This window comes from Rhodococcus sp. P14 (assembly GCF_000256505.1).
Taxonomy (GTDB): Bacteria; Actinomycetota; Actinomycetes; order Mycobacteriales; family Mycobacteriaceae; genus Rhodococcus; species Rhodococcus ruber.
On the sequence record NZ_AJFC01000114.1, the window covers coordinates 1 to 26,989 of the forward strand.

General features: G+C 68.3%; 23 protein-coding genes. 11 read left to right on the forward strand and 12 right to left on the reverse strand.

Annotated elements, in window-relative coordinates; translation table 11 throughout:
* Positions 1–130: 130 nt before the first annotated feature.
* Together OEY_RS30815 and OEY_RS0107670 are read right to left on the reverse strand one after the other, a co-directional pair.
* A complete protein-coding gene (locus tag OEY_RS30815) occupies positions 131–292 on the reverse strand; it encodes a hypothetical protein (RefSeq protein ID WP_017681462.1) in 162 nt (53 codons plus the stop codon).
* Between the two features lie 69 nt (positions 293–361).
* Positions 362–2,161, reverse strand: a complete 1,800-nt coding sequence (locus OEY_RS0107670) for a hypothetical protein (protein WP_237713729.1) — start codon at positions 2,159–2,161, stop codon at positions 362–364.
* 326 nt (positions 2,162–2,487) lie between these two features.
* Between OEY_RS0107670 and OEY_RS0107680 the strand changes: the two genes are divergently transcribed.
* Genes OEY_RS0107680 through OEY_RS0107695 form a run of 4 tightly spaced genes read left to right on the forward strand, consistent with a single transcriptional unit; the run spans position 2,488 to position 8,967 of the window.
* Positions 2,488–4,461, forward strand: a complete 1,974-nt coding sequence (locus OEY_RS0107680; RefSeq protein ID WP_010593305.1) for a hypothetical protein — start codon at positions 2,488–2,490, stop codon at positions 4,459–4,461.
* Positions 4,431–5,939: an archaeosortase/exosortase family protein gene (locus OEY_RS0107685; protein WP_010593306.1), complete on the forward strand. Its 1,509-nt coding sequence runs from the start codon at positions 4,431–4,433 to the stop codon at positions 5,937–5,939. Before OEY_RS0107680 ends, OEY_RS0107685 begins: the two co-directional genes overlap by 31 nt.
* Positions 5,924–7,357, forward strand: coding sequence for a glycosyltransferase (locus tag OEY_RS0107690; RefSeq protein ID WP_010593307.1), 1,434 nt, complete (start codon positions 5,924–5,926; stop codon positions 7,355–7,357). Before OEY_RS0107685 ends, OEY_RS0107690 begins: the two co-directional genes overlap by 16 nt.
* Positions 7,354–8,967: an ArnT family glycosyltransferase gene (locus OEY_RS0107695; RefSeq protein ID WP_010593308.1), complete on the forward strand. Its 1,614-nt coding sequence runs from the start codon at positions 7,354–7,356 to the stop codon at positions 8,965–8,967. Before OEY_RS0107690 ends, OEY_RS0107695 begins: the two co-directional genes overlap by 4 nt.
* Positions 8,968–9,646: 679 nt before the next feature.
* Here the strand turns inward: OEY_RS0107695 and OEY_RS0107700 are convergent.
* Positions 9,647–10,099 carry a MarR family winged helix-turn-helix transcriptional regulator gene (locus OEY_RS0107700; RefSeq protein WP_010593309.1) on the reverse strand — a complete coding sequence of 151 codons (453 nt, stop codon included), beginning with the start codon at positions 10,097–10,099 and terminating at the stop codon, positions 9,647–9,649.
* 139 nt (positions 10,100–10,238) lie between these two features.
* On the opposite strand from OEY_RS0107700, the gene OEY_RS0107705 reads away from it, so the two are divergent.
* Positions 10,239–11,423, forward strand: coding sequence for an MFS transporter (locus tag OEY_RS0107705; protein WP_010593310.1), 1,185 nt, complete (start codon positions 10,239–10,241; stop codon positions 11,421–11,423).
* Positions 11,424–11,627: 204 nt separating this feature from the next.
* Here OEY_RS0107705 and OEY_RS0107710 read toward each other — a convergent pair whose 3' ends face one another.
* The 4 genes from OEY_RS0107710 to OEY_RS0107725 all read right to left on the reverse strand — a co-directional run bounded on the left by OEY_RS0107710 (position 11,628) and on the right by OEY_RS0107725 (position 14,497).
* Complete coding sequence (locus OEY_RS0107710) at positions 11,628–12,194, reverse strand: dihydrofolate reductase family protein (RefSeq protein ID WP_029539935.1); 567 nt, start codon at positions 12,192–12,194, stop codon at positions 11,628–11,630.
* A gap of 206 nt (positions 12,195–12,400) precedes the next feature.
* Positions 12,401–13,024 (reverse strand): GyrI-like domain-containing protein, encoded by a 624-nt coding sequence (locus OEY_RS0107715; protein WP_010593312.1) that lies wholly within the window; start codon positions 13,022–13,024, stop codon positions 12,401–12,403.
* 229 nt (positions 13,025–13,253) lie between these two features.
* A complete protein-coding gene (locus OEY_RS0107720) occupies positions 13,254–14,165 on the reverse strand; it encodes an ABC transporter permease (RefSeq protein ID WP_083846949.1) in 912 nt (303 codons plus the stop codon).
* Positions 14,166–14,167: 2 nt separating this feature from the next.
* Complete coding sequence (locus OEY_RS0107725; RefSeq protein ID WP_010593314.1) at positions 14,168–14,497, reverse strand: PadR family transcriptional regulator; 330 nt, start codon at positions 14,495–14,497, stop codon at positions 14,168–14,170.
* A 236-nt stretch (positions 14,498–14,733) separates the two neighbouring features.
* On the opposite strand from OEY_RS0107725, the gene OEY_RS0107730 reads away from it, so the two are divergent.
* Together OEY_RS0107730 and OEY_RS0107735 are read left to right on the forward strand one after the other, a co-directional pair.
* Positions 14,734–16,287: a hypothetical protein gene (locus OEY_RS0107730; RefSeq protein WP_237713730.1), complete on the forward strand. Its 1,554-nt coding sequence runs from the start codon at positions 14,734–14,736 to the stop codon at positions 16,285–16,287.
* A 35-nt stretch (positions 16,288–16,322) separates the two neighbouring features.
* On the forward strand, positions 16,323–17,432 hold the full coding sequence (locus OEY_RS0107735) for a hypothetical protein (protein WP_010593316.1): 1,110 nt from the start codon (positions 16,323–16,325) through the stop codon (positions 17,430–17,432).
* A 356-nt stretch (positions 17,433–17,788) separates the two neighbouring features.
* Here the strand turns inward: OEY_RS0107735 and OEY_RS0107745 are convergent, their stop codons facing one another.
* Together OEY_RS0107745 and OEY_RS0107750 are read right to left on the reverse strand one after the other, a co-directional pair.
* The gene (locus OEY_RS0107745; RefSeq protein WP_010593317.1) at positions 17,789–19,069 is read right to left on the reverse strand and encodes a multidrug effflux MFS transporter; all 1,281 of its coding nucleotides are present in this window, start codon (positions 19,067–19,069) and stop codon (positions 17,789–17,791) included.
* Positions 19,070–19,149: 80 nt separating this feature from the next.
* The gene (locus OEY_RS0107750) at positions 19,150–20,172 is read right to left on the reverse strand and encodes a zinc-dependent alcohol dehydrogenase family protein (RefSeq protein WP_010593318.1); all 1,023 of its coding nucleotides are present in this window, start codon (positions 20,170–20,172) and stop codon (positions 19,150–19,152) included.
* Positions 20,173–20,314: 142 nt separating this feature from the next.
* Between OEY_RS0107750 and OEY_RS0107755 the strand changes: the two genes are divergently transcribed.
* Positions 20,315–21,208, forward strand: a complete 894-nt coding sequence (locus tag OEY_RS0107755; RefSeq protein ID WP_010593319.1) for a helix-turn-helix transcriptional regulator — start codon at positions 20,315–20,317, stop codon at positions 21,206–21,208.
* Positions 21,209–21,241: 33 nt separating this feature from the next.
* Here the strand turns inward: OEY_RS0107755 and OEY_RS0107760 are convergent, their stop codons facing one another.
* The 3 genes from OEY_RS0107760 to OEY_RS0107775 form a co-directional block, all read right to left on the reverse strand.
* The gene (locus tag OEY_RS0107760) at positions 21,242–22,984 is read right to left on the reverse strand and encodes a hypothetical protein (protein WP_157179996.1); all 1,743 of its coding nucleotides are present in this window, start codon (positions 22,982–22,984) and stop codon (positions 21,242–21,244) included.
* A gap of 245 nt (positions 22,985–23,229) precedes the next feature.
* Complete coding sequence (locus tag OEY_RS0107770) at positions 23,230–23,727, reverse strand: hypothetical protein (RefSeq protein WP_010593321.1); 498 nt, start codon at positions 23,725–23,727, stop codon at positions 23,230–23,232.
* 363 nt (positions 23,728–24,090) lie between these two features.
* A complete protein-coding gene (locus OEY_RS0107775) occupies positions 24,091–25,149 on the reverse strand; it encodes a mannan endo-1,4-beta-mannosidase (RefSeq protein WP_010593322.1) in 1,059 nt (352 codons plus the stop codon).
* Between the two features lie 186 nt (positions 25,150–25,335).
* On the opposite strand from OEY_RS0107775, the gene OEY_RS0107780 reads away from it, so the two are divergent.
* From OEY_RS0107780 to OEY_RS0107790, 3 genes are all read left to right on the forward strand, one after another.
* A complete protein-coding gene (locus OEY_RS0107780; RefSeq protein WP_029539937.1) occupies positions 25,336–25,584 on the forward strand; it encodes a type II toxin-antitoxin system Phd/YefM family antitoxin in 249 nt (82 codons plus the stop codon).
* Entirely contained in the window at positions 25,569–25,961 is a 393-nt protein-coding gene (locus OEY_RS0107785) for a type II toxin-antitoxin system VapC family toxin (RefSeq protein ID WP_010593324.1), read from the forward strand. Before OEY_RS0107780 ends, OEY_RS0107785 begins: the two co-directional genes overlap by 16 nt.
* Before the next feature lie 161 nt (positions 25,962–26,122).
* Entirely contained in the window at positions 26,123–26,953 is an 831-nt protein-coding gene (locus OEY_RS0107790; RefSeq protein WP_237713731.1) for a hypothetical protein, read from the forward strand.
* The last annotated feature ends 36 nt before the right edge of the window (positions 26,954–26,989 follow it).

Below are 26,989 nucleotides of genomic sequence, written 5' to 3' on the forward strand. Positions count from 1 at the left end.
GATGGGGGGTAACCGGCTCGCGAGTTGTCGCCTTCGCAGGGGGACAGGAAGGCGACACAGAGACACTAGTCCGATAGATAGTTACTCGCGAGTACAAATGATCTTGTGCCGGTCGGGGCCGTTCCGCGGGTCAGGACTGGGCGCTGTGACGGTCGCGTTCGCGCTCGGCGCGCTGGATCTCGACGAGGGATTCCTCGGTGTCGGCCACGCGCAGCACCTTGCCCAGCACCAGGCCGATCGCCACCGAGACGATCAGCCAGGCGACGAGGATCGCCGCAACCCACCACCACATACACCCAGTGTGTACGAAGTTCGTCGCCGATGGGTAACGCGGACGCAAGTGTGACCGATATTGCGTCGCCTAAGGCGAGGTGGTGAAGTATGCCCGCACGACCCCGACCACGTTCGGTGCGGGGAAAACCTCGTCGGGGTTGCCTAGTCCCCCTACCTTGACGGTCCACTGCCGGGTTCCGGTGTCGACCGCGGGGCCATCTGCGGCGAGGACGTAATAATCCGCGCCTTCGCAGTGATACGCGCCGACCATACCGTCGGCTCGCCCGCCCCACGCGCCGCCGTGTCTGCGGAAGCAGTGGGTGCCGTCGTCGAGTTCGATCCACTCGGGCGCCACATCTGTCGCGGCAGGCACTGGGCCGAGGGGCTCTTCGAGCCGGTACTGTAAGAACTCCTGCTTCCATACGTCGATCCCGCAGGTCAGAGATCTGCGGTCTGGATGGATCCAGCAGGTGTGTGCGCTGTCTGCAGTGGAACCGCAGGACACGATATCGGCGCCGCGCGAGGATACCGACGGATAGGGGTACTGGCAGTCGATGACCGTCCGTCGCGGGTTGCGCGCGCTCCACCCGGGCAGTGGGGTACCGGTGCGGTCGACGGCAACGACATCGATGACCTCCGTGTCTGCCACCGGACGGCTCACGATGATTTGGTAGCCGTTGTGATCTATGCTTTCCACCGCGCCGACAATGCCATCGATGACGGTGCGCACCCCGTCCACCACCCACAGGACCGGGGCTACGATGGTCGACAGGATCGGGCCCAGATCCGCTTCCTCGAGTGCAAGTTCGGCACAGTCCAGAGCCATGTTCAATGCGGTGGCGAAGAACTGCGTCAGCTCGCCCGCACCGGCGGGATCCGAGGCCGCCAGTTTGCTGAACGAGCTCAAGCAGGTAGCGCCCTTCATCGCCTCGAGGAACTTCTCGGCGCCGGCGCGCCCGCCCACCCGCTCGATCGCCATCGCGTAGGTGCCGACGCCGAAGTCGAGCGCAGTCAGCAGGTAGCTCGCCGGGTCCGGCTTGATCATCACGCCGTCGGATGCCCGGCGCCCGACGAGGTCGAACTCGATCTCACTGCCCGCGGGTAGCAGCTCGACGCGATTGCCCAATCGGCTCGGTGCGGGACGTAGCAAGTCGGCGGCGTGCCCGATCCAGTCCTTACGGTCCGTGCCGGTGAACTCCAGGCCGGGAGTGTATTCCACCGAGACGCCGTAACCGCGCGCATTCACCGCCTTCAACAGCGGCGACTCCTTGTCCTGGCCGAGACACCAGTACACGCGCTTGCCCTGATCGCTGGTCACATCGAAGCCTGCCTTACGGACCTCGTTCTCGCCGGGGCATGTGGGCGGTGACCCGTATCCGAGGCTCGCGATGTCGTCGAATCGTCCGCGCAGCCACGTAGCCGCCGACGCGCGCACGTCGTTCCAGCGGTCGACCAGCCAGAACGAGAAATGATCGGTCGTGACGATGATTTCGCCGTTTTCATAGCGCACGGCGGTAGCCACGGTCGGTTCGGACTCCGGGCTCTCGGCATAGGTGACCGTCGGAACCGGTTCACCTGGTTCGAGTTCGCCCACCGGAAAACGCAGGGTAGCGTCACCGGTCAGCTCGGCCCCGTCGAGTTCGATCGACCAACCGCTGCGGCCGTCCGGCGTGGTGGCCGCGTCGATGCGCAGCTCGCCGTCCGAGTCGACCGAGGAGCCTGGAATTTCGACCGTCACGCCGCCATCGACAGAACGCCACGTCGTCTGCTGTTCCGGCGAGACCTCGATCTTCTCGACCTCGGGTTTGCCCGAGCAACCGGAGATCACGAGAAACGAACACAGCGCGGCGCCCAATACTGCCCGGAAACCGGTTCGACCCCACTTCATTTCGGGGAGACTAGCCGAAATGTTGCCACCCAGTCTCAAATGAGACGGTCAAGAGTTCTCAACCGCGTCGATTCCGACGAGTTCTACCGACTCCTCGGGGGTGAGGTCATCTATGACGCGAACCTGGTCGCCGAGCGCCTCCAACAGTGTGGGGCCACTACAACTACGATCGAGTCCACCGTGCCCTGGCCGGTCGAGCACCTTACGAATGCCTCCGCAAGAAGACACGAGACCTGCTGTCGTAGGTCTCCGTCAGAAACACGCCCAAGCGCGATGTTGCTCCACTTGTCCCACATTTCGTACCGATCAACCGTAAAGTCCCCGACGTGCCGACCCAGACAATTCGCCGTGCCGGACACGCACTCCTCGTTCCCGCCCTCGCCGCGCTGACCGTGCTGGCCGCAGGTCCTGCCGCCGCGCAGGACCCCGTCGCGCCGCCCGGCGACGTCGTCTTCGGCACGCAGACCCTGGGATTCGGCGACACCGTCGCCTTCCGCGGCCACAGCGACACCGCGACCCTCACCGTCCCGGTGCCGGACGGGCTGCGGCCCGCCGCGTTCGACACGACGGTGCAGATGCCCGCCAACGTCTCCCGCGGCTGGATCGACGTCCAGTCGCAGGGCCTGCTGCTGGCCCGCATCGACCTGCCCGCCGCCGGAACCCTGGTGCCGGTCTCGCTGCCCCTGGAGGCGGCACCGGTCGTGGACCGGGCCGTCACCGTCACCCTCACCGTCCACCTGCTGCCGTTCGACGGCATCTGCCCCGAGGACTGGACGGATCGGTCGGTGGTGCTGCGCGACGGGCGCGTCCGCTACACCGGGGCCCCGACCCCGCCGGCCGTGGTCGCCGACTTCCTGCCGCCGATCCTCGAGTCGCTGGAACTGTCGCTGCCCGCCGACCCCACCCCTGCCGAGTCGGCCACCGCACTCGATCTCACCGCGGCCGTCACCGCCCAGTACACGGGCCGGCCGCTGCGGGTGACCGTGCAGACCCTGCCCGGCGACGACGCGGTGCCGCCCGCCCCGGCCGGGCCGTTCACCCGGCAGATCGCGATCGTCGAAACCGACGGCGCCGGTGCCGCCGCCCTCGTCGACGTGCCCGGCGGCGTCCCGGCCCTGGCGGTGACGGGCAACGCCGACGCGCTGCGCAACCAGGCCCGCCTCGTCACGAGCGACATCTCGTCGGTCGCGGTGGCCTCGGCCGCCACCGTCGGCACGCTGGGTCTGCCGCCGCGGCTGTCCCCCGACGCGACGACCCTCGGCGAACTGGGTCTCGGGGCCCTCACCGACACCGGCGTCGGCGTGGTGGAGGTGCCGCTCGGCATCGACCAGACCCGTCTGGGACGGCCGTCCCACAATCTGCGGATCAACCTGCAGGGCTCCTACACCCCGCTGCCCACGACCGAGGGCGGCCTGGTGTCGGTGACGGTCGGCGACACGGTCGTCGACTCGTGGCCCGCCGACGCGACGGGCCGGCTGGATCGGTGGATCACCGTGCCGGACACCGTGCTCGGCCGGGTCACCGACGTGGTGGTGTCGCTGCGCTCCACCGGCGGCACCCACCAGTGCGGCCTGCAGCAGCCGATGACCCTGACCGTCGACGCCGGCAGCCGCGTCACCACCGAACCCGCCGATCCGCCGCAGCCCGGCGGGTTCCGGTCGCTGCCGCAGGCGCTGCTGCCGAAGGTGAACGTCGCCGCCACCGAGGCCGGGATCGCCGACACCGCCCGGGCCGTCGCGCTCGTGGCCGGCCTGCAGGGTCTGACGTCGGTGCCGCTCGACCCCGAGTGGGTGAGCCTCGACGAGGCCGCCACCGGCAGCACCCCCGCGATCGTCGTCGCCGCGGACGGCCGCGTCCCCGAGCAGCTCGAACTGCCGCTGACCGGCACGCAGGGCCGCACCCTCGACCTCGTCGACCCGGCCACCGGCGACGCCACCACCGTCACCTTCCCGACCGACGTCGAGTTCGCGTCGCTGCAGGTGGCGCGCGACGGCGAGCGCGCCGTCCTCGTCGCCGCCGCCACCGACGTGCCCGCCGAACTCGACCGCACCCTCGGCTGGCTCGCCGCGCAGCCGCAACGCTGGGCCGAGCTCGACGGCGACGTGCTGTTCACCACCGCGGACCGCGACCCCGTCGAACTCGCGCTCACCGACCCCGCCACCGAGTCCACCTCGCAGCAGTCCCTCGCCGCGTCGACGACGTGGGTGCTCGTCGGGGGCGGCATCGTCCTTGCCGCCGGCCTCGCCGCGGCTGTGATCGGCGCGCTGCGATGGCGTCGCGGCCGGCCGCGCCCGCACTGATCGGACCCGCCATGAGCACCGTGACGACCACCGAGCGCGCCGCACTGTTCGCGCACACCAGCGCCCGCTGGGCGATCATCGTCGCCGCGACCCTGATCGGCTACCGGACCACGTGGCTGGCGCTGTCCGAGGAGGTCGCCCGCGGCACCGGCGGCGGCTACGTGGCGCTCGTGCCGCCGTTCGCGGTGCTGGCCGCCGAGGGCGTCACCCGCCGACGGCGCGGCGAACTGCCGATCCACGACCGGCAGACCGACCGGATCGTCGGCGGTGCCGTCCTGCTCATCGCGATCGCCGTCAAGTGGCTCCTGCTGCCGCGCTACGGGCCGAACTACCAGATGATGCACCTCGACGTGCTGTCCGCGTGGCTGTTCGTGATCGGCATGTGCGTGCTGCTGTTCGGGCTGCGGGTCGCCTCCCGCTACTGGCCGGTGTGGCTGCTGCTGGTGGGCACCTCACCGCTGGCCTACCGGGCGATGCTCGTGCAGCTCGGGGGCAGCAAGTTCGCCGCCGGGTTCCTGATGGTGCTGCTGGGTTCGGTCGCGATCGCCGTCGCGGTCGGCCGCACCCGGCGCCGCGCGCTGATCGGCTTCGGCGCGACGATGCTGCTCGGCCTGGCGCTGCTGGTCGTGGTGACCACCCGCTTCCCGGATGCGCGGGTCGCCGTCGCGCAGATCGTGCCGTCGGCGGTGGCCGCGCTCGTCATCGGCGCCGCGTTCTACCTGTACCGGTACCGGGGCCTCGCGCCGCGGACCCTGCCGCCGAACCCGGTGTCGCCGCGGGAGGCGGCCCGCGCGCTGCTGCTCATCGTGCCCGCGACCGTCGTGCTGGCCGCGGCGCCGCTGCCCGATCAGCAGCTCACGCCCGTGTCGGTGGGTCCGCCGCCGAGCGGCACCGTCAGCCAGGTCGTCCCCGTCGGCTGGTATCAGATCGGGTCCGTCGACTACGACTGGCCGCGAAGGTATTTCGGGTCGACGGCACAGCTGCGCCGGCAGATGATCCGCGCCGTCGAGCCGCGCGCCGACTGGGACCGGCTCTCGCGCCCGCGGACCGTCGCGGTGCAGACCCTGCAGGTGCGGCGGGTGGGGGTGTTCGAGGTGTATCCGGTCCACACCATGTACGACCTCGGGCAGGCGCGGGTGAGCCCGAAGATCCGGGTGGACCTCGGCCGGGGTGTGCAGGCCGACTTCTTCACCGTCGTCGACGACGAGCTGCTGCTGACGTGGAGCCTGATGAGTTTCGTGTGGACGCGGGGCGACGCCCTCGCGCAGCGGGTGAGCCTGCTGACCGTCGACAATCACGAGCTCGACGCCCCGTTCCCCCAGCCCACCCCGAACATGGCGTCGAACGCGAGCGCGCTGCTGTCGGTGTTCCTGCGCGGCCGGGCGTCGGTGGAGGATTCCGACCCCGAGTACAAGGACCTGGACATGCTCACCGAGGTGGGCCGTGAACTGGTGGAGGCGCAGTGGCGCGGCATCTAGTCGACGACGAGTTCAAGGCCGCGGCGCTGCACGACGCGGTGTACGGGCTGCGGGAGAAGCGGCCGCTGTCGTCGGCGTCGGTGGCGTTCGTGCCGTGGCAGAAGTGGCTGACCCTCGGCTTGGTCGCGGTGGTGATCCTGGCGCTGGTGTTCGTGACGATCCCGACGCTGACCGTGCTCACGGCGGTGTGCACGGCCGGGTACATCGCCACCCTCGCCGACCGGTTGCTGCTGTTCTCCCGCGGCCTGGCGCGCGACGCGATCTTCACCGTCGACGACGACGAGGCCCGGGCCGTGCCCGAGCAGGACCTGCCGACGTACACGGTGCTGGTGCCCGCCTACAACGAGCCGGAGGTGGTGGGCGATCTGATCGCGGCGATGACCGCGATCGACTATCCGGCCGAGAAGCTGCAGGTGCTGCTGCTGCTCGAGGAGGACGACGCCGTCACCATCGCCGCGGCGCGGGAGGCGGGCCTCGGCGAGATCGTGGAGATCCTGCTGGTGCCGGCGGCGGACCCGCGGACCAAGCCGAAGGCGTGCAACTACGGGCTGCACTTCGCCACCGGCGACGTCGTCACCATCTTCGACGCCGAGGACCTGCCCGAGCCGTTGCAGTTGCGGCGGGTGGCGGTGGCGTTCGACCGGCTCGGCGACGACGTCGCGTGCGTGCAGGCGAAGCTGGCGTTCCACAACGGCACCCAGAACATGCTCACCGGGTGGTTCACCGCCGACTACGCGCTGTGGTTCAACTTCGTGCTGCCCGGACTCATGCGCTCGAATTCGCCGATTCCGCTGGGCGGTACGTCGAACCACATCCGGCGCAGCGTGTTCGACGAGATCGGCGCGTGGGATCCGTACAACGTCACCGAGGACGCCGACCTGGGGGTGCGCATCGCCGAGTCGGGCTACCGTACGGCCGTATTGGACTCGACGACGCTCGAGGAGGCCAACAGCGATCCGATCAACTGGATCCGGCAGCGTTCCCGCTGGTACAAGGGCTATCTGCAGACGTGGCTGGTGCACGTGCGCCGGCCCGTACAACTGTGGCGGGGCATCGGCACCGTGGGGATGCTCCGGTTCACGACCCTGCTCGCCGGGACGCCGATCATCGCGTGCCTGAACATGGTGTTCTGGCTGATCACCATCTCCTGGCTGCTGGGCCAGCCGTTCCTGGTCGAGGAGATCTTCCCCTGGTACGTGTACTTCCCGGCGCTGATCTCCCTGGTGTTCGGTAACTCCGCGGTGCTGTACATGAACCTGGTCGCGTGCCGGGAGACCGGCAACTCGGCGCTGTGGCTCGCGTGCCTGACGGTGCCGCTGTACTGGCTGATGATGTCGGTCGCCGCGATCAAGGGCACCTACCAGCTGATCCGCAATCCCTCCTACTGGGAGAAGACCTTCCACGGGCTGTCCTCATGAGGGGCAGCACCGCCCGGGTGTTCTGGCTGTCCTGCCTGCTGTACGCGGCGGTGGGCCTGTACCTCGCGCTGGATGTGGCCTATTTCCAAGGCGATTCGCTCAGTCGCGTGGCGGCCGCGCGCAGCGCCCTGCACAGCCGCGACCCGCACCTGGCGGCGATCGGATTCGTGTTCACTCCCCTCACGGCGCTGCTGCAGCTGCCGCTGGTGGCGCTGTCGGACTGGTGGCCCGCGCTGACCCGGTGGGGCATCACGGCGGTGGCGCTGTCGGCGCCGTTCATGGCCGGGGCGGTCACCCAGGTGCACCTGTTCGCCCGCGACCGCGGCGCGTCGCCGTGGCTGGTGTGGACGGTGACGGTGCTGTTCGCGCTGAACCCGATGATCGTGTACTACGGCGCCAACGGCATGAGCGAGGCGCCGTTCCTGATGCTGCTGTGCTGGGCGACGCGCCGGCTGGTGCGGTGGATCGGCACCGACGACGTGCACGACCTCGCCGTCGCCGGGATCGCCGTGGGCCTGGCGTATCTGGCGCGGTACGACGCGCTCGCCGTCGGCGCGGCCGTCACCGTCCTCGTCGTCGCGGTGACGCGGTGGCGCACGGGCGGCTGGCGTCCGGCGCTGCTCGACGCGATCCTCGTCGCGTCGCCGGTGGCGTTGTCGTTCCTGGTGTGGGCGGCGACGAGCTGGCTGATCACCGGCGAAGCGCTGCAGCAGTTCTCGTCGTCGTATGGCAACGCGGCGATCCTCGAGCAGAGCGGCGGCGGTTCGGCCGGGGGTCTGGCGGCGCTGGCGTTCTCCGTCGCCGAGATCCTGGTGCTGGGGCCGGCGCTGCCGCTGCTCGCGCCGGTCGTCGCGGTGCTGGCGTGGCGCCGCCGGGACTTCGAGCCGGTCGTGCCGTTCGTGGTGCTGGGGGCGGTGCTGGCGTTCGCGGCCCTGTCGTACTTCCGGGGCATGACGTTCCCGTTCCTGCGGTTCTACCTGGCCGCGGTGCCGCTGGCGGCGATGTGGGTGGTGCAGCTCGCGCCCCGTCGCGGGCAGCTGCGGGCGCGCCGGCTCGGCGCCCACGCGACGGTGCGCCCGCAGGACCGCGGCTCCCTCGCGCCGGTCGGGGCGCTCGCGCTCGCGGTGTCGGTGCCGGTCACGTTCGTCGCGATGGGCGATGCGAACCTCTCGCAGGAGCAGCATGCGCTGCGCACCGTGCTGTTTCCCGACCCGGACGACACGTCGGAGCTGCGGGACCAGGAGAACCGGATCATCGCCTCGTTCGGCACGGAACGCCGCGTCGCCGACTATCTCGACGACCTCGACCTGCCCGACGGCTCGGTGGTGATGGACACCGTGTACGGGTTCGCGGTGCTCACCGCCACCGACCGGCCCGAGCAGTTCGTCGTCCCCTCCGACGCCGACTTCACCCGCATCCTCAACGACCCCGCCGCGAACGGCGTGCGCTATCTGCTGACCGTGCCGAACGAGGGCCGTGGCGTCTCGGATGCGGTGAACCGCCGCTACCCCACCGTTTTCGAGAACGGCGCCGACATCGCGACCCTCGATCTGGAGATCCCCAACGACGGCGACAACCAGCCGACCTGGCGTCTGTACCGGATCGGTTGACGCGCGGCGGGCAGCGTGCCACCATCGCTGCACCGACCCCGAAAACGGGGCGACCCCGGCCGGTGCGCCAACACCGAACCGGGGTCTGGGCACAAGACAGTAGGAGCTGTCATGCACCGTGAGGTGGATTGTATCCACACGCCGATTCCCGGCGCGTATCCCCGCAAGTGGCCGCGTGCCACACGCCCCGACGTGGCGTCGTCCGCTGCGCTGACCTGCGCGAGCCCGCCGACGACCTGATCTGCACCCCGCCCCGCACCCGACCGCCGGGTCCGGGGCCATCGGTGTTTCCCTGCGTGCGTGCGAGGGCCGTTCCGGTGACCGAGGCGCACGCGGTCACGTCGTTTTCCGTGCGGGTCCGACGCTAACCAACCGCATCCGGCAATCCTTCGTCCCGGTGAACGGCACCGGGCACCCGATCGAGTACGGGTCGACACGTCCGACCGGGTCCAGCTCAGCCGCTTGTCTTTTCGGCAGGCGGCCACACGTGCTGGCCGAGACGCGGTATCGGGGCATGGTCCGTGGGTTTGCTTGGGGAAGGGGCCGACGAGTCAGGGACCCGAAGGGTCTCCGTCTGCTTTGCCGTCCCGAAATCTTCTCTGCCGCGCCCGAACACGTGTACTCGATCCGGCGACGCGCACCGGCACGGATCCCCAGTGCCGGGTCTACAGCACCGGGATCAGCGCGGGCTCGGCGGCAGCTCGTGCAATGCGCGCACCAACGGCGCCAGCTCCGGGATCTCGCACGCCTCGCCGAGGGCGGCTTCGAGGGTGGCATCGTGCGTCGGACGCGCACTGTCCAGCAGCTCGCGCCCGGAGGCGGTCAGTTCGGTGTAGATGCCGCGGCGATCGTCCTCGCACAGGATCCGCGTGAGCAATCCGCGCTTCTCGAGACGATTGACGAGCCGGGTCGTCGCGCTGCTGCTCAGCGCGGCCGCACGGGCGAGCTGCGCCATCCGCATGTGCCAGCCGTCCTGCCGGCTCAGCGCGTCGAGCACGGTGTACTCGACCACCGAGAGCTGGTGCCGCTGCTGGAGGGCGCGTTCGAGCTCGGTGTCGAGCGCCCCGTGCAGCGCGGCCAGCGTGCGCCAACCTTGCGCGCGGATCTCCACCGCGTCGTCCGCAATGCCCACGTCGCCTCCTCGCTTCCTGCCCTCGCCGATACTACCCGCTTGCGCATGTATAGAGCGCGTGCAACTATTTATGAGGCGTCTGCAACTACTGCACACGCGCTCTATGCGCTGACGCGCAGACCTTCGAAAGGAACTCGACGTGCCTTCAGGCCTCATCGCCCTCGCCATGGGCGGATTCGGGATCGGTCTCACCGAATTCGTGATCATGGGATTACTACCGGAGGTCGCTGCGGACTTCGCCGTAAGCGAGTCCGTCGCCGGCTACCTCATCTCCGGGTACGCGCTCTCGGTCGCCCTCGGCGCGATCCTGCTCACCGCCGCCCTCACCCGCTTCGACCGGAAACGGGCCCTGCTGTCCCTGATGGTGCTGTTCATCGTCGGCAACCTGCTGTCGGCCCTCGCTCCGTCGTACGAGGTCATGATGGGCGGACGCATCGTCGCGGCCCTGTGCCACGGCGCGTTCTTCGGCATCGGATCGGTCGTGGCTGCGGACATGGTCGCACCCTCCAAGCGCGCCGGCGCCATCGCCATCATGTTCGCCGGCCTCACCATCGCCAACGTCCTCGGAGTTCCGTTCGGCACCCTGCTCGGTCAGCAACTGGGGTGGCGCTCGACCTTCTGGGCGATCACCGCAATCGGCGTGGCGGCGCTCGTCGGTATCACCGCCCTGGTGCCGGCCACTCCCCCTGCCGCCACGCACGGCGGCCTGCGCGGCGAGCTCCACGCGTTCCGCAACAAGCAGGTCTGGTTCTCGATCGCGCTGACCGTCCTCGGCTACGGCGGCATGTTCGGCGCCTTCACCTACATCGCCTTCACCCTGACCGAGGTCAGCGGTTTCGCCACGTCCAGCGTGCCGTGGCTGCTCATCGTCTTCGGCTCCGGCCTGTTCGTCGGAAACTACCTGGGCGGCAAGGCAGCCGACCGAGCCCTCACCCCGGCGCTGACCTGGATCCTCGTCCTGGTGACCGCCGTCCTGGTCGTCTTCGCCGCCACCGCCGACAACCGGACCATGACGATCGTCTCGCTGTTCCTCATGGGCGCCTTCGGTTTTGCGACAGTTCCCGGCCTGCAGATGCGAATCATGAACTACGCCTCCGCCGCCCCCACCATGGCCTCAGGCGCCAACATCGCCGCCTTCAACGTGGGCAACGCCCTCGGTGCCTGGCTCGGCGGACTGACCATCGCAGCCGGCCTGGGCTTCACCTCCCCGATCTGGATGGGTGCAGTCGTCACAGCCGCCGGCCTCGTCGTGCTGCGGATCGCCACGGCGATGGATCGGCCGAGTGCCGAAGCGCCGGCGGACTCGACGCTCGTGAACATCTGACCCTCGCCCGCTGACCTCGCGTCCACCGGCCCGCCGAGGCTCGCCGATCGGACTGGCGTAGCGGTCTTTCAGGCTCTGGAAGAACGACTTCGCCAGAGCGTTCTCGTAACTCCGCGCGGCCGCCGTCCAGCAGCAGTAATTGCGGGCCGCTCGAGTCGTGTATCGCGTAGTGCATCCGCACCTCGCCTGGCGGTGTATGGCCGATCAGTCGTGTTTCGCCTCGTAGCGCAGCAGGACCGTGCCACCCGGGAAGGTGCGGTTCTCCAACAGTCGCAGCGAGATCCATGACGGCAGTGTCGGAAAGAACGGGGTGCCGCCACCCACGGCGGTGGGGGCGACCACGAGCCGGTACTCGTCTACCAGTCCCGCCCGCACGATCGGTGCGGCCAGCGTCGCGCCGGCCACCTCCAGCGTCCCGTCGGTTTCGGCTTTCAGCTTCGTCACCACCTCGACCGGGTCACCGCGTTCCAGGCGGGAGTTCCACTCGACGGACTCCAGGGTGTGCGAGAACACGACCTTGGGCATGTCGCGCCAGATGCGGGCGAAGTCGACGATCAGAGGGGTGGCGTCCGGGGCCTTGTCGGCAGTCGGCCAGTAGGCAGCCATCAGTTCGTAGAGCCGCCGCCCGTAGAACGACAGGGCGGTCTCCCGCTCGAAGTCGTTCCAGTACTGGTGCAGTTCTTCGCTCGGATCGCTCCAGTCGATGTTCCCTTGCGCATCGGCGATGTACCCGTCCACCGACACGTTGAAGCCATAGATGAGTTTGCCCATGCAGATCAGACTGCCCCGGAGGGCGAAACTCATCGCGACGCCGCACAAGTTATTGCCGAATCGTTGTGGACGAACGAGCGTCAGGCGACCTCCTCCCACTTGCAGGCCGGAAGCGCCGCCTCCGGTTCATCGCCGACCGATGCCGGAGTGGCACCGGCGGCAGCGCCGGCTGACCGGACTCGACGAGATCGTGCTCTCGTTCGGTGTCAGAGGATTGGGGCGACCGGCTGTCGGAGTATGGTGCGCAGTCGGTCGGGCGCGGTCCTGCGGAAGTCGGTGAGATAGATCTCGTGATGCTTTCCGGTCAGGCGCAATTCGTTGTCCGGGACGAACTCTTCGTGAAGTTGCGCGAGTACGTCAGCTTCGTCGTCGAAGGGGCCGACGTGCAGTGTCTGCACGCATCGGCCTTCGCGAAGCGTCTCGAGGCGGACGTCGTCGAGGCCCTGCGGCCGATTCCCGGCCCCGGCGCGTTCGACGGCCGCGGCGAACATCGCGTGGTCGATCCAGTCCGGCGTCATTATCATCATGGTCCAGTCCCATCGTGATTTGTCCCGCGCCGCGGTAAACGAATCCATGTCGTCCGCCCACCACAATCCCTCGAGTGGCGGAACGACGTAGTCCTGGTCCAGATCGCGCTTGCTGGCGAACTTCAGCTTGTACGCCACGGGGTACAGAGCGCGGACTGCCCGGTCGAAGTCGGGCGAGGTATTGGGGTCGCCACGGCCATCGACCATGAGGTATTGCATCGTCGGTACGTCGACCAGGCGGAACTTGCCCCGTCGTGCCTGATAGGCGTCGAGGGTCCTTTTGAAATCAGTCTTCTCCGTCATCGGGTACCCGGACTCGCGCTGCGAGCCACGTCCTTTCCGCCTCGAGCAGGCTGAGTGAGTGCGAGAACACCTCGCGCGCGGGCGGCGGAAGATGCGGATCCGCTCTCTGGACCGCGGGCAGCGCGGCGATTCGATCGTCGATCTGGGCTGGTCGAGCGGTCTGGAGAGTTGCGGCGTCAGGTGGAGAGGGTCAAGGGGGCGTGCTGCAACTGTTCCGCCGTGATGAAGGTCAGGAGAATTTGCGTCGGTAGATCATGACCGCTGCGGTGTACGAGGCGACCAGGATGCCGGCACACCAGGCGAGGGCCACCCACAGGTCGCCGGCCACTGGCTGGCCTGTGAGCAGGTCGCGGACCGCGTTCACGATCGACGTCACGGGCTGGTTGTCGGCGAATGCCCGCACCGGGCCCGGCATCGACTCGGTGGGCACGAAGGCGGAGCTGACGAACGGCAGGAAGATGAGCGGGTAGGCAAATGCCCCCGCGCCGTCGACGGTGCTCGCCGACAGGCCGGCGATGACCGCGAGCCAGGTCAGCGCCAGCGTGAACAGGGTGAGGATTGCGGCGACCGTGAGCCATTCGAGGATGTTTGCCCCGGAACGGAACCCCATGAGGACGGCGAACCCGACGACGATGGCCAGTGCGGTCAGGTTGGCGACCAGTGAGGTCAGGACGTGTGACCACAACACCGAGGACCGGGAGATCGGCATCGACTGGAATCGTTCCACGATGCCGCCCTGCAGGTCGTTGAACAGTCGCACCGAGGTGTACGCAACACCCGAGGCGACGGTGATGAGCAGGATGCCGGGCAGCAGGTAGCTCACGTACGCGGCTGTGCCCGTTCCGGCGCCGGTGTAGGCCTGCGCGAACGTCTCGGCGAACTCGACGGGGTCTTCGCCGACGATCTCCCGGAGCGGAGTTCCGTCGGCCGCGGCGCGCTCCCACAGGTCGGCGGAGTCGCCGAGCATCGTCACGAGGGTGCCGCCGTCGGTGAGGCCACCGTAGTAGGTGAGGTACCGCTGGAAGGCCTTCGCGGTGCTTGCGTAGGGTTCCGGCAGCTTCTCGATCCGAGCCTTGTACCGCCTGAACTGCTTCTTCTGCTCGAGTGATCCGGTGAGGAATTCGATCCATCTGGCGGCCATGATCACTTCTCTCCTTCGTGCAGCTGTTCGATACGTTCTGCGAGGAAGCTCCAGTTCCTCCAGAATTCGCTGAGTTGGTCTCGCCCCCGCGCGTTGAGGGTGTACACCTTGCGCGGCGGGCCTTTCTCGGATGGAACCTTTTCCACGTCGACGAGGTCTCGCTGCTCGACCCGGACGAGTAGGGCGTAGACGGTGCCCTCCGCGATGTCCGTGAAGCCCTGCTCGCGTAACTGTGCGGTGATCTCGTACCCGTAGGCGGGCCGTGTCGCGAGGATCGCGAGCACGATGCCCTCGAGGACTCCCTTGAGCATCTCGGTCGCCTGCTTGCCCATCACTCTCTCCCGGTACCTGGTGTCGCTGACTACCGGTACAAAGTAACACTGAGTACTGGTAGGTGACAACACTCAGTAGTGGGAGAATTTTCGACCCTGCCGGACACGCGGAACCTGCCACTGAGGACGACGTGGAGGGGTAGTGAGCTGTTGCGGCTGTTGCGGCACAGGAAGTTCGATCCGAAGCGCCTCGTTCGTTGCGGTCCGGGCCCTGGGTGTGATGGCACACTGGCCGCATGCCGACATCACGTGGGCCCGTCCGTCCGCACCGGACGCTGTCGGTGCTGGTGACAGAGCTGGCGATCTGCGATGGAGAGGTCGCGCCACCTGAAGTCGGGGAGATCGGACAGTACTGGTTGCTGTTCGCCGAGACACCACCGGACGCAGGAGATCCGAGCATCGTCACCGTCGAGGTCGAGGTCGAACCACTCGACGACGGTGTCCCGCTACGACAACCCGCTCCCTCGCCGGCATTTCCCGATGAGGAACGGTGGTGGGAATGGCGACTGTTCCTACGCGGTGACGGGTGGACGGCCACCTGGTACAGCCGACGCCCCACGGTCGGCAGGCAGCGACTGACCGGCCGGTTGTTCGGGGATCTCGGCTATGCCACCACCGGCTCCGCCACGGGCCGGATCCTTCGAGCACGAGTGGTCTCCGACAATTACCAGATGCTCGAACAACCTCCCACCGAACCGAAACGTCACCCACGGTGGATCCCGATCCCCGGCACCCGGACATTCCGGGAAGTGGAGGCGGCGACCGGAGTGTTCCGCGACGACACCAACCCGACGGCAGCCGAGTCACCCACGGAGGACGCGGTTCGCGAATGCGGGGTGCTGGTCGACCTCGATCTCGACGATGTGCCGCCACCACCGGTACGGCCGACCATCGTCCCGGCCGCAGTGTCCGCCCATGACCGTGATGTGTGGGTGGTCGATCGCGAACTGCCCACCGTGATCCGACTGCGAGAACCGAGCACTGTGCGCGAATACCGCTTTCCGGGTGCGATTCTGGCCGGGCTTGCACACCGCCCCCGCTGGGTACATGCCGACGACGACGGATGTTGGGTGGTCGGACGGGACGGAATCTTCCGCTGCAGTCTCGACGGATCCGTCGTCCGGATCGACGAGCAACCAATCATCGGCTCTGCCGCATACAACGGAGTGTTGCTGTCATGGCGACGCACCGGCGAGCACACCTCGGTGAGCCTGCAGTGGCCCGGTGGACGGCATCAGGAGCTCGAGCCGCTCGACGGCCGGATAGGCGCCGTGGACCCTGGCAGAGACGGATTTATGGGTGTGCTGCACCCCGGAACGGACACCGATACCGACGGCGACTTCTCGAGGCTGTTCGTCATCGATGCGGACGGGCACACCCGACTCGGCCCCCCGCTCACCCGGCTGACGGGCACGTTCTTCGTCGGGAACGATCCGCGACGATTGGTCGACCCGCGAGGACGACAGGTACCGATCCGGCCGGATCTGACAGCCGGTGAGGTCGAGAGTGTTCCGATCAGGGGATCTGTGGGCGGAACGGCCGGGCCGTGGGTATGGGTCGTGCATCCCGGGGGTGACCTGAGTGTCGAACCGAACCCCCTCAGTGATTGGCACTGCCTGCTGTCGGTGCTCGACCCGGTCACCTTTGCATTGAAGTGCCGTCTGGCTGTCTTCTCGCCGTACCCGGAGGTGTCGTACGACGGCGAAGGACGAATGTGGATCGTCGCAGGTGGGATGTGGCTGGTCGATCCATCGTCACGAAATCCGGTGCAACGAGTACACCTCGCCTGAATCGTGGGCGTCACCACCCGCGATACGGTCTCGTCGTGATCCAACACGGAATCGTCATCGCGGACCACCACCAATTCGTGCTCGGCACACCCACCGGAGAAACGTACCTGCCGGAGGAAACCGGCAGCGTCATCGAAGTTGGCCCGAATTTCGCTACGGTTATGACCGGCATCGCCTCGGGACCGGTCCGGTTGACCGTCGATGTCCTCGACAGCGAACCCGAGGCCCCGGTCGGTATCGAAGGATGGGGCGTCATTGAGGAAGCCACAGTCGAGTTCACCGCCTCGGCACACGTGCTCACCCTGGACGGAATGAAAGCTCCGGACTTCCGGAAACTGCCGATCAAACGAGGTCCGCATCGATTCCGGGTTTTCGGCCGCGGACGTGATTCCTACACCGGGCAATCCGTCACCGAACCGACGGAAGACTACCTGGTTCAGGTTTGGCAGACGACGCAACCGCGAGAGATGGCGCGGTTGCACAAGTGCGATGCCGCGTGGGACCAGAGCATCGTCACCCATCCCAAGCGCAACTGGTGGGATCCCGATCCGGCCGGCGACGCCACTCTCTATGTCAAGTACGGATACGACCGGATGGCCCAGTGGGCGAAGGACGAAGCCATCCGATGGGGTGGGCGGCCGCCATCGGACAAGCTCCGCGCCAACTACTACGCGATGGGCATCGCCGGTCTCGACCGCCCCCTGGCCGATGCGATCACCCGTGCTCGGTCCCCGAAACTGCGTCGCATCGCGGCCTGGGCAGCACGCCGGGCATATACCACTGCAGGCATCGCAGAGATCGAATGGATTCGCCCGGCACTGGCCGCCTTGGATCGGGACGAGCCATTACCGCACCCTTTCGGGGAACACGAGTCCCAGGCACTGCGGCAGGCATTCGACGACGATCCGGCTATCGACACGACCGTCACCGGCAATGATGTCGAGAATGCCGAGGTATCTGCCGCTCTACGGGGGATGCACGTTGTTTCCACAGCGGTGAAGCCTGATCCGTTGAATGCCGCGTTCCACTGTTTGGACATCGCCGCAAAGACTGAAGACTCGAACTATGCATCGTTGATCAAGGATCTGCGACGTGAGTTCTTCCCGAAGTTGATGCCGGTGGAGCAGTACAAGCGGTGGATCTGACGACAGTCGGGGTGACGCTCAGGCAAAGAGTCGACACTGGTGTGCACCAACCGAGACTCTTTCGCGGCCGAGCTTTCCAATTCTCCTACGCCTCACGTCGCGCCCTCGGGTGCCGATCACCGACCTGCTCGATAGGCCGGCGGTTACGCGTACGGCGGGTCCAGGTATGTCGTCACCGCGAGAATGACGATGACCAGCCCGAAGATGAAAACGTCCCGGCGACGGCTGCGCGTGTTCACCGGGCCTCCATAGGTGGGTTGTTCGAGTGCGTCTCGGTACGCGCTCAGGTGTCGCGGGACGGCATAGGGTTGTAGTCCCGGGCTGAGGATCGCGGTGACGCCGGGCAGGCTGAAGGGTCAGGTGAACGCAGCGCGTTCCGGCACGTCGGCTGCCGGTCGGCGGAGCAGGACGTAGCCGCCGACCCCGAGCAGGGCCGCGGTGACGGTGACGACGCCCAGCGGCACCGCGGTCCCCGGACCGGCGAGGCCGACGAGGGGTGCGGTGAGGCCGCCGAATGCGAAGCGGGCCAGCCCGAGCAGTGAGGCGGCCGAACCGGCGACGTCGGGATAGTTTTCCAGTGCAAGGGAAGTCGACGGCGGTGTCGCGACCGCCACCCCACTGACCATCATGAGCAGTGAGACGACCATCGCGGCCAGGGGCAGATCCGCAGCGGCGGTGAGCAACACCCCACCGGCGCCGGCCACCACCATGATCAGACCGGCGACCAGGGTGCCCCGGACGGACCACCGCTCCGCGGTGCGTCCGGCGAGGAAGCCGAAGACCATGAATCCCAACGAGTTCAGACCGAAAGCGTACGAATAGCCCTGCGGTGACAGGCCGTAGATGCCCTGGAGCACGAAGGTGGCGCCGCTGAGATAGGCGAACAGTGCGGCGTTGACGAACCCCGTGACGAGGACTGCGCCGAGGAACACCCGGTCGGCCAGCAACCGGCGGAACACTCGCCCGGTGTCGGCCACGCCACCGGTTCGCCGGCTGCCGGACGGCAGCGTCTCACGCAGCACAACGGCACTCGCGACGAGGATGACCACACCCACGACGGCCAGGAACACGAAGGTGCCCCGCCAGTCGGTGACCGTCGCCAGCTGTCCACCGATGACCGGGCCGACGATAGCGGCCAGGCCGCCGAGGATCGTCAGCCGGCCGTAGTAGCGCAGCAGCCGGGCGCCGGAATACAGATCCCGGCCGGCGGCCTGGGCGATGACGATGCCGACCGCGCCGGTCAACCCCTGAACCAGGCGCGCCGCGACGAGCATCTCGATGGTCGGGCTCACCGCGCACCAGGCGGACGCCACGATGTAGGCAGCGACGCCGAGCAGCAGCGGGCGACGGCGGCCGAACCGGTCCGAGAGCGGACCCGCGACGACCTGCCCGAGCGCGAGCCCGAGCAGGCACGCGGTGACGGTCAGCTGCGCGGCCGACGTGCTCGCCCCGAGGTCGGCGGTGAGCGCGGGCAGGACCGGCAGGTACAGGTCCATCGAGATCGGGCCGAAGACGGTGAGCAGGCTCAGCACGACGCCCAGCGCCCGACCTCCGGTTCCGGGGCCCGAAACGCTGCCGACCTTGCCCACGGCGACCCGGTGGTCGTCGTGGCGGTCCGAGGTCAGGGAGGCAGGCATGAACGAACGGCTCCTGATGAGTTGTGAGTCGGCCGTGCGGCAGACTCGAGGTGGTGGCCGCCGGTCGGTGGCGGTCGGGGTCAGGGGCGGAGCAGGACCTTGATGGCGCTTCGCTCGTCCATGGCCTTGTAGCCTTCGGCGGCCTTCCCGAGTGGCAACTCGAGGTCGAACACCTTGCCCGGATCGATCTTTCGGTTCCAGATCAGGTCGACGAGTTCGGGCAGGTACTGCCGGACCGGGGCCGGACCGCCGTGCAGGTGCACGTGGGAGAAGAACAGCTCGTCGCCGGGCAGCTGCACGTCGTGCGCGACACCGACGTAGCCGACGTGCCCGCCGGGCCGAGTGGACCGGATGGCCTGCATCATCGACTCCTGGGTGCCGACGGCCTCGATCACCGAGTGCGCCCCCAGCCCGCCGGTGAGCTCCTTGACCCGGGCGACGCCCGCGTCGCCGCGCTCGACGACGATGTCGGTGGCACCGAACTCGCGGGCCAGCCGCTGGCGCGGTTCGTGGCGGCTCATCGCGATGATCCGCTCGGCACCCAGCTGCTTCGCCGCGAGCACCGCGAGCAGGCCGACGGCGCCATCGCCGACGACCGCGACGGTCTTGCCCGGTCCGGCTTCGGCGGCGACCGCACCGAACCATCCGGTGCCGAGGACGTCCGAGGCAGCCAGCAGCGACGGGATCAGGTCGGGGTCGGGCATGCCCGGTGTGGCCACCAGCGTCCCGTCCGCGAGCGGAACCCGCAGGAACTCGGCCTGGGACCCGAGCATGCCCATGATCACCCGGTGGACGCACGAACTCTGATAGCCGGCGCGGCAGATCTCGCAGGTGTTGTCGGACGCGAAGAACGACCCGACGACGAAGTCGCCGACCTCGATGCTGGTGACGTCCTCGCCGATCTCCTCGACGACGCCGACGTACTCGTGGCCCATGGGGATCGGGCCGTCGTAGGTCTCGACCCCGCGGTAGGGCCACAGGTCCGAGCCGCACACGCAGGTCGCGGACAGCCGGATGATCGCGTCGGTGGGTTCGACGAGGGACGGACGGTCGCGTTCCTCGACGCGGACGTCGCCGGGGGCGTGCAGGACTGCTCCTCGCATGACGGTGCTCCTTGATGGTCGAACTCGAGGTCCGGCATGTCTCCGGGCCGACTTCCATGAAACCCCGTGCACCGCCCGCGCGGGAGGTCGCGTTCATGGGGGGTACAAGCGCAACCTCCCTCGGCGACGCACCGGACGTACCGTGGACGGCGTGGACAACCGCGCCGACATCCGCAGCTTCCTCGCCACCCGGCGGGCCCGGCTGACCCCGCAGCAGGTCGGGCTGCCCGCCGGCGGCGGGCGCCGCCGGGTCCCCGGGCTGCGGCGCGAGGAGGTGGCCGTGCTGGCCGGGGTGAGCACCGAGTGGTACACCCGCCTGGAGAAGGGTCACATCGGCGGCGTCTCCGAAGACGTCCTCGAGGCGGTCGCCCGGGCACTGCAGCTCGACGAGGCCGAACGCACCTACCTGTTCGACCTCGCCCGCGCCGCCCGGCCCACCCACCGCGCACCCCGCGCCCGCAAGCAGGCCCAGGTGCGGCCGCGGGTGCAGTGGATGCTCGACTCGATGACCGCCTCCGCCGCATTCGTCCGCAACGGACGCATGGACATCCTCGCCACCAACGCGCTCGGCCGTGCCCTGTACTCGCCGCTGTTCACCGACGACCGCAGACCCGCCAACATCGCCCGGTTCCAGTTCCTCGACCCCGGCGCCCAGGACTACTTCCCGGACTGGGACGGCGCCGCCAACGTCACCGTCGCACTGCTGCGTGCCGAAGCCGGCCGCGACCCCCACAACAAGGACCTGCGCCACCTCGTCGGCGAACTGTCCACGCTCAGCGAGGAATTCCGCACCCGGTGGGCGGCCCACGATGTCCGCATCCACCACGCCGGGAGCAAGCAGTTCAACCATCCCGTGGTCGGGCCGCTCGACCTCGTCTACCACTCCCTCGACCTGGCCGCGGACGACCACTGGGTCCTGGACCTGACCATCTACACCGCCGAACCCGCAACCGCATCCGAGGACCGGCTCAAGGTTCTCGCCAGCTGGGCCGCCACGCACCTCCCGGCCCACCCGGCGACCGAAGCATCCAGCTGACCCGAGCCGTCGCGTCGAGTGCGTCGCCTTGTCTCACCGCTCGACGGTGAACGTCGACTCCGCGCTCAGACCGGTGACGACATCCTGCAGCCGCAGCGTGTACTGGCCCGGGGTGGTTACCCGAAACTTCGTCAGTCCACCGAACGACGACGCGTACCCGTCGGAGCAGCGGGCAGACTTGTGGTCCTCGTGACGCTCCCCCTCCGGCCCGGTGAGGGTGACGGTGATCTGGCAGTGCTCCCCGCCGTACCGTTCGTCGCCGGTACGGGCCGACCACCCGTACGACACTTCGACGGCCGGGTCCGCACCGGTCGACAGTTGATACAGGTACGGTCCGATCTTGCGGCCCGCGCGGACCGGTTCGGTCATCTGGTTGTCGAGTTCGAAGCGGTCGATGGCGTACACCTCCTCGGGCACGTCCGACATGTCCACCGCATCGCCGCCGCGGGCGCGGAGGACGACCGTCGCCGAGTTGCGGCCGGTGAATTCGCCGCCCAGCCCCTCCACCATGGACCCCAGCAAGCCGGCGCTCTTCGGCAGCGAACCGATCCCGGTGACGAAGCTGCCCAACGCCTCCCGCGCGGTGCCGGCCGGCGAGAAGCTGGGTGATTTGACGGCCCACCCACCGGCGGTGGTGGTGCACTCGATCGCCTTGCGGCTCAGGTCCCCTGCCTCCCGGTCGCTCGCCGACACGATGCCTTCCATCGTGATCGGATCGCCCATGCAGTCCAAGGTGGCGACGATGTCGCCGGGGTTGGTCATGTCGAGCAGTGTGTTCCCGCCCCACACCATCGACAGGCCGTGCGCGGCGGCGTCGACCAGCGACATCGCGGCGTGCACGCGCAGGTCGATCGTCCGTGGCACGTCGGAAGTGTCGTACACCAGATCGGTGACGCCCCGCGGGTGCAGCAGAGCACCGTCGCCGACGTCGGACGCGAGGATCGATCCGTAGACGATCGAGTTGCCGGCTGCGCCCACCGACAGTTCGGTGGTCTCCGCCCGCTCCGTGGGCGGCGGCGTCGACCGGGCGATCCAGCCGAGGGAAGAGTTCGAGTGCAGCGACACCACGAGCTTGCCGTCCTCCTCGGCCAGGCAGGGGTAGACGACTTTCTCACCTGGGGTGATCGCATCGTAGGTGACGTCGCCGATCGTCACCGGTTCACCGTGGCACGCTGGTTCGTCGATCGACGTGCCGAAGAAGCCCTCCACGTTTTCCTCGACGGTCTGCCGCATGTCGGAGAAGTCGACGACTCCGCCGCGGAACTCCGACAGGTGGGTCGTCTCGGCGGAGAGTGTTCGGGTTGCCTCGTCCCACGTTGCGGGCAGCAGCTCGGAGACGTCCGGGTTGCGGTCACTGCGCGCGACCACCACGGGCTGCTGATCGTCGGTCAGATCGTCGAACGTGTCCTCACCGTCCGGGATCCGGAACCGGACGGTGAGCGCCGACTCGGGCTGCTGCCCGCCTCCGAGGGTGATCGACGCGGCAGGCCGGCTCAAACGCAATGCCGCGCCGTCGCCGGTGTCGACGGGGTCGAGCGGATCGACGACCAACTCGGTGCCGACCGGCGCCACCCCCGCTGCCCCCTCGACCGTGACCGCCCCCTCCGGTAGTTGCACGGTGAGCTCGACCCCGCCGGCCTCCACCGGCGCCGACGCGACGTGCGCCGGTGCGGAATCGGGGGCCGCCGGTTCGGACGGCGGCGACTCGGTGGAGCATGCCGACATCGACACGGCCAGGACCGTCGCCACCGACCATAATCCCTGGGATCGCCTCATACCGCAGTTCCTCCCCTTCACCGGAGCACCGCGGCCGCGGGCCCTCCGTCGCGCGGGTCTCGGACGTATCCGTTTGGCGGACACGTACGTTCGAACGAACCGACGCACGGTGGCTCGATGTTAGATGACGGCCGGGCGCACGTCCGTGCACTCGCGGGACGACACGGCACATTTCAGCGGCTCCGTGCCGGGAAGCACGCCCCGCACCGGATCGCCGGGCCGCTGTCGGATCGGGGACGTCTCATTCACCCCTCGAACACCTCGTACTTGTTCTGACAAATATTTCCCGTGCCCGAAATGGCGGTCATCCGGTAGCCCGCGGCACTCACCGGGAGACCCTCGGGGAACATCTTCTTCATGACATCCCCTACAGGGACCCTGTTGAAATCCCAGCACCCCGCCTTGTTTTGCCCCAAGAAGGGATTATCCCAGAAGATCTGCGCCCAACACTGAGGGTCCGAGCCATTGATGCTGTATGTCAGCCACCCTTTTGTTCCTGTCATGAAGCCCTTGTCTCTCACCGAGAACAGGGAGGCTTCTCCTGGCGGAACCATCTGATCCGGCGGTTCTGCCCATCCGCCGTGGTCGAATGAAGTCCAGGCAATTTCGAGCTCATGCGACGTGTGATTTGCAACTGCGATAGCGACGCCCCGGTCGCCGTCCAGGACGCCGTAAACGGTTCTCAGCGACTCCGCCATCTGCTTGATCGCAACTGCCACAGCCGCGATTGCCACGATACTCATTGGATTTTTCCTTCCGGGTCCGAGCCTAGGTGTCGACTGCAGGGTCGAATATCCATGTAGTCGCGCGTCTCTCCGATATCGATCCTCGGGCCCGAAGTCCACCGATGTCGATCCCACGTCTGAGGGATTGCGGTCCGGGCTGACATAGTTCGCACGGCTCGGCAGACGACAAGGTCCATCCGCCGTGAAGTAGCCGGACCACTGCAGGAAGGGTGCGGGCTCGCCAGGACGACCGGTCAGGAACGAAAGGCGTCCGCTGTCGAGCACATTTCCGCTCGGATCAGCTGAATTCGGCTCCGGCATAGCCTCTTCGACCCCGAGAGGTCGATGGCCAGGACTCGACCAACTGCTCGACGGCCCAGGTCAGCGGCTCCCGTGTCGCGCCAGCACGTCACGCACCGGATCGCCGGGGCCGACGTCGTAGGTGCACTGGTCACCGCGCGGATCGGGCACGAACGCCCACAGCAGCGCACCGGCGGCACCGGCCTCGCGGTAGCCGGTCAGCGCCTCGTCCACCCGCTGGGCGCGCTCGGTGAGCGACAGGCAACTCCCGGCTTCGATGCCGAGTTCGGCCACCAGGATCGGCTTGGTCACCTGGCCGAGGCGCACCGGCAGCCACGCCGCGTCGTCGTAGTCGTGGTACTGCAGCACGTCGAGGTAGGGCGACTGTGCGAGCTGCGCGTAGCCGTCCCCGGCACTGCCGCACTGATCCCCGCCGATCAGGCCGAGGGTGATCGGGTGCCGCGGATCGGTCTCGCGCACGATGCGGCCGACCGCGTCGATCCACGACCGCAGCAGCTGCGCCGAGTCGGCCGGGCACGAACGTCGGGGCAGGCTGCACACCTCGTCGCCGCACACGCCCGGCTCGGGCTCACCCAGCAGGTCCCATGCGGCGAGCGCGGGTGAGACCCGCCATCGGTCCACGGCCAGCCGCACCCAGTCCGCGAAGCTCACCGCGTACGGCGCCCGGCGCACGGTCCAGCCGTGCTCGTACCAGGCGCGATCCTTGTACAGCTCGTTGCCGCACGCGCCGTCCTGCGGGGACAGCACCGGCATCACCAGCTGCCCGTTCCGTTCCGCGGCGGCGAACACGGCGTCGATCGCGGAGAAGTCCAGGGTCCCCGTGACCCGGTTCAGCGCGAGCGCCTGGAAGGCGTTGAACCGGGTCAGCGACGTCGGCGGCAGGGACGAGAAGTACGCATCCAGATCCACCTGCGCGCCGCAGCCGCCATTGACGTCCCAGTCGGAGGCGAGCTGGTACGCGTTGAGCCCGGCCGGCCACCACGGTTTTGCGTCCAGGGTCAGGCCGCGGTGGTCGACGGCGACGCGCGGCGGTGGCGGCGGCTCCGGCGACTCGGACGGCGGTGGTGGCGCGCACGCGGTCGCCGCGATCAGGCAGGCCACGACCACGGCTGCGCGCATGCGCGAACGGTAGCCCCTTGCCGGCCCGGCAGGAAGACCGTCCGCTGTGTCGACGGCAGGTGAAGACCGGTTCGGGTCCACTTGCCGCGCGAGCCGTCCGCCGGTGGTCGAAACAGAGCTCTGCAATCCGGCACTCGCCACGCACGAAGTCGAAGTCCATAAGTAGCATTAGTGCTACCATCGGGTATGGAGAGTGTGGGGTTGAAGGAACTGCGCCAGCACGCCAGCGACTACGTCAAGCGTGCCGAAGCGGGAGAGACGATGCTGATCACAGTCGCCGGCCGCCCGAGTGCGATCCTCGGCCCGGCCGGCCGGAAGACGTGGTGTGCCTTCGACGAGGTCGCCGGCATCTTTCGAACCGACACCGATCCGACGTGGGAGGCAGACCGCAACCTGATCGACGACCCGATCGCGGACCCGTGGGCATCGCGGTGAGGACGGTACTCGATACGAGCATCCTGATCGCGAGGGATGTTCCGCCCATTGACGGCGAGGTCGCGATCAGCGCCGTGAGTCTGGCGGAACTGCACTTCGGAGTCCTGGTCGCGACCACCGCGCAGCAGCGCGCTCAGCGGTTGCAGCGCCTGGTCGCCGTGGAGCGCGCGTTCGAGCCACTCCCTGTCGACGCCAGTGTCGCTCGAAGTTACGGACAGCTTGCCGCGGCCGTGCACGCGTACGGTCGCAAACCTCGGCCTCGAGCACTCGATCTGATGATTGCCGCCACCGCGCACGCGAACAACGCCCGACTCGTCACCCGCAACGCGGACGATCTCCGCGGCATCGAACACCTACTGGAGGTCGACACCATCTGAAGGACAACCTGCGATCGCTGCAGGCTCCGATCACCGGGACTCGCTCAGTTCAGGAAGCTCCGCAGGCATGCCGGCGTCCTGCAGCGACGAGGACCGACACCGAAATCGGTGGATTGCGGAGTTCGTGTCGACAGCGCGACCGATGCGGCAGCATGTCGACCATGTGTTCCGATGTGGCGGCGAACCTGCTCGACACCGTGCCGGGCCGCATGCTCGTCCAGTGGCACCTGCGCGCCTACCGCACCGCGGATCCACAGCCGTCCGTCACCGAGTTCGTCGAGGCCGACTCGCTCGAGGACTTCGTCGAGAATGCGCTGCGGATCGTCGGCGAGTACCTCTACGGCAACGGCGCCAACGAGATCCTGGATCTGCCCGTCACCTCCCCCGCCGTCCGTGAGATGAGCGAGGCGATCTGCGACGCCCTGCGTGCGCCGAGTCGCGACACGCTGGTCAACCCGCAGGTGCATCAGGGCGCCGTCACCGAACTGAGCGTGCCGCGGGTGCGCAACCGCGCGCGGCCCGGGGCGCTGCCCGACGGCGCGTTCTGGACCGCGACGCCCCTCGACGACGGGACGTCCGACACGTGGGGTGCCAGCGGCGAGAACCTGCGCAGCGCGACCGACCCCGCCCGCTACACGGTGCACTTCGACCCGGACGTCGCACGGATCGTCCGGATCGACACCGCCGACGACTGGGCCGAGCTGATCGCCGCGCACCCGCTCGAATACCGCGGGGCGCACGTCCCGGACTGGCCGTCGATCGCCGAGCGGTGGGACGCCGTGCACCTGTCTGCGCTCGGCCTGCTGTGCGCCCATCCGCGGCTGTCGGAGGTGCCGTACGACCGGTACGAGGCGGGCGGCTACCGCCACAGCCAGTCCGGACCGTGGCCCGGCGTCGGGGACTGGTCGACGGTGAGCACCGCGTGGCTGCGGATCCCCGAGCGGTTCGAGATCCGTCCCACCGACCCGGTCAGGCGACGAGAACCGGGGTGACGGGCTTCGACCGACAAGACGACAGCCACTCCCCGC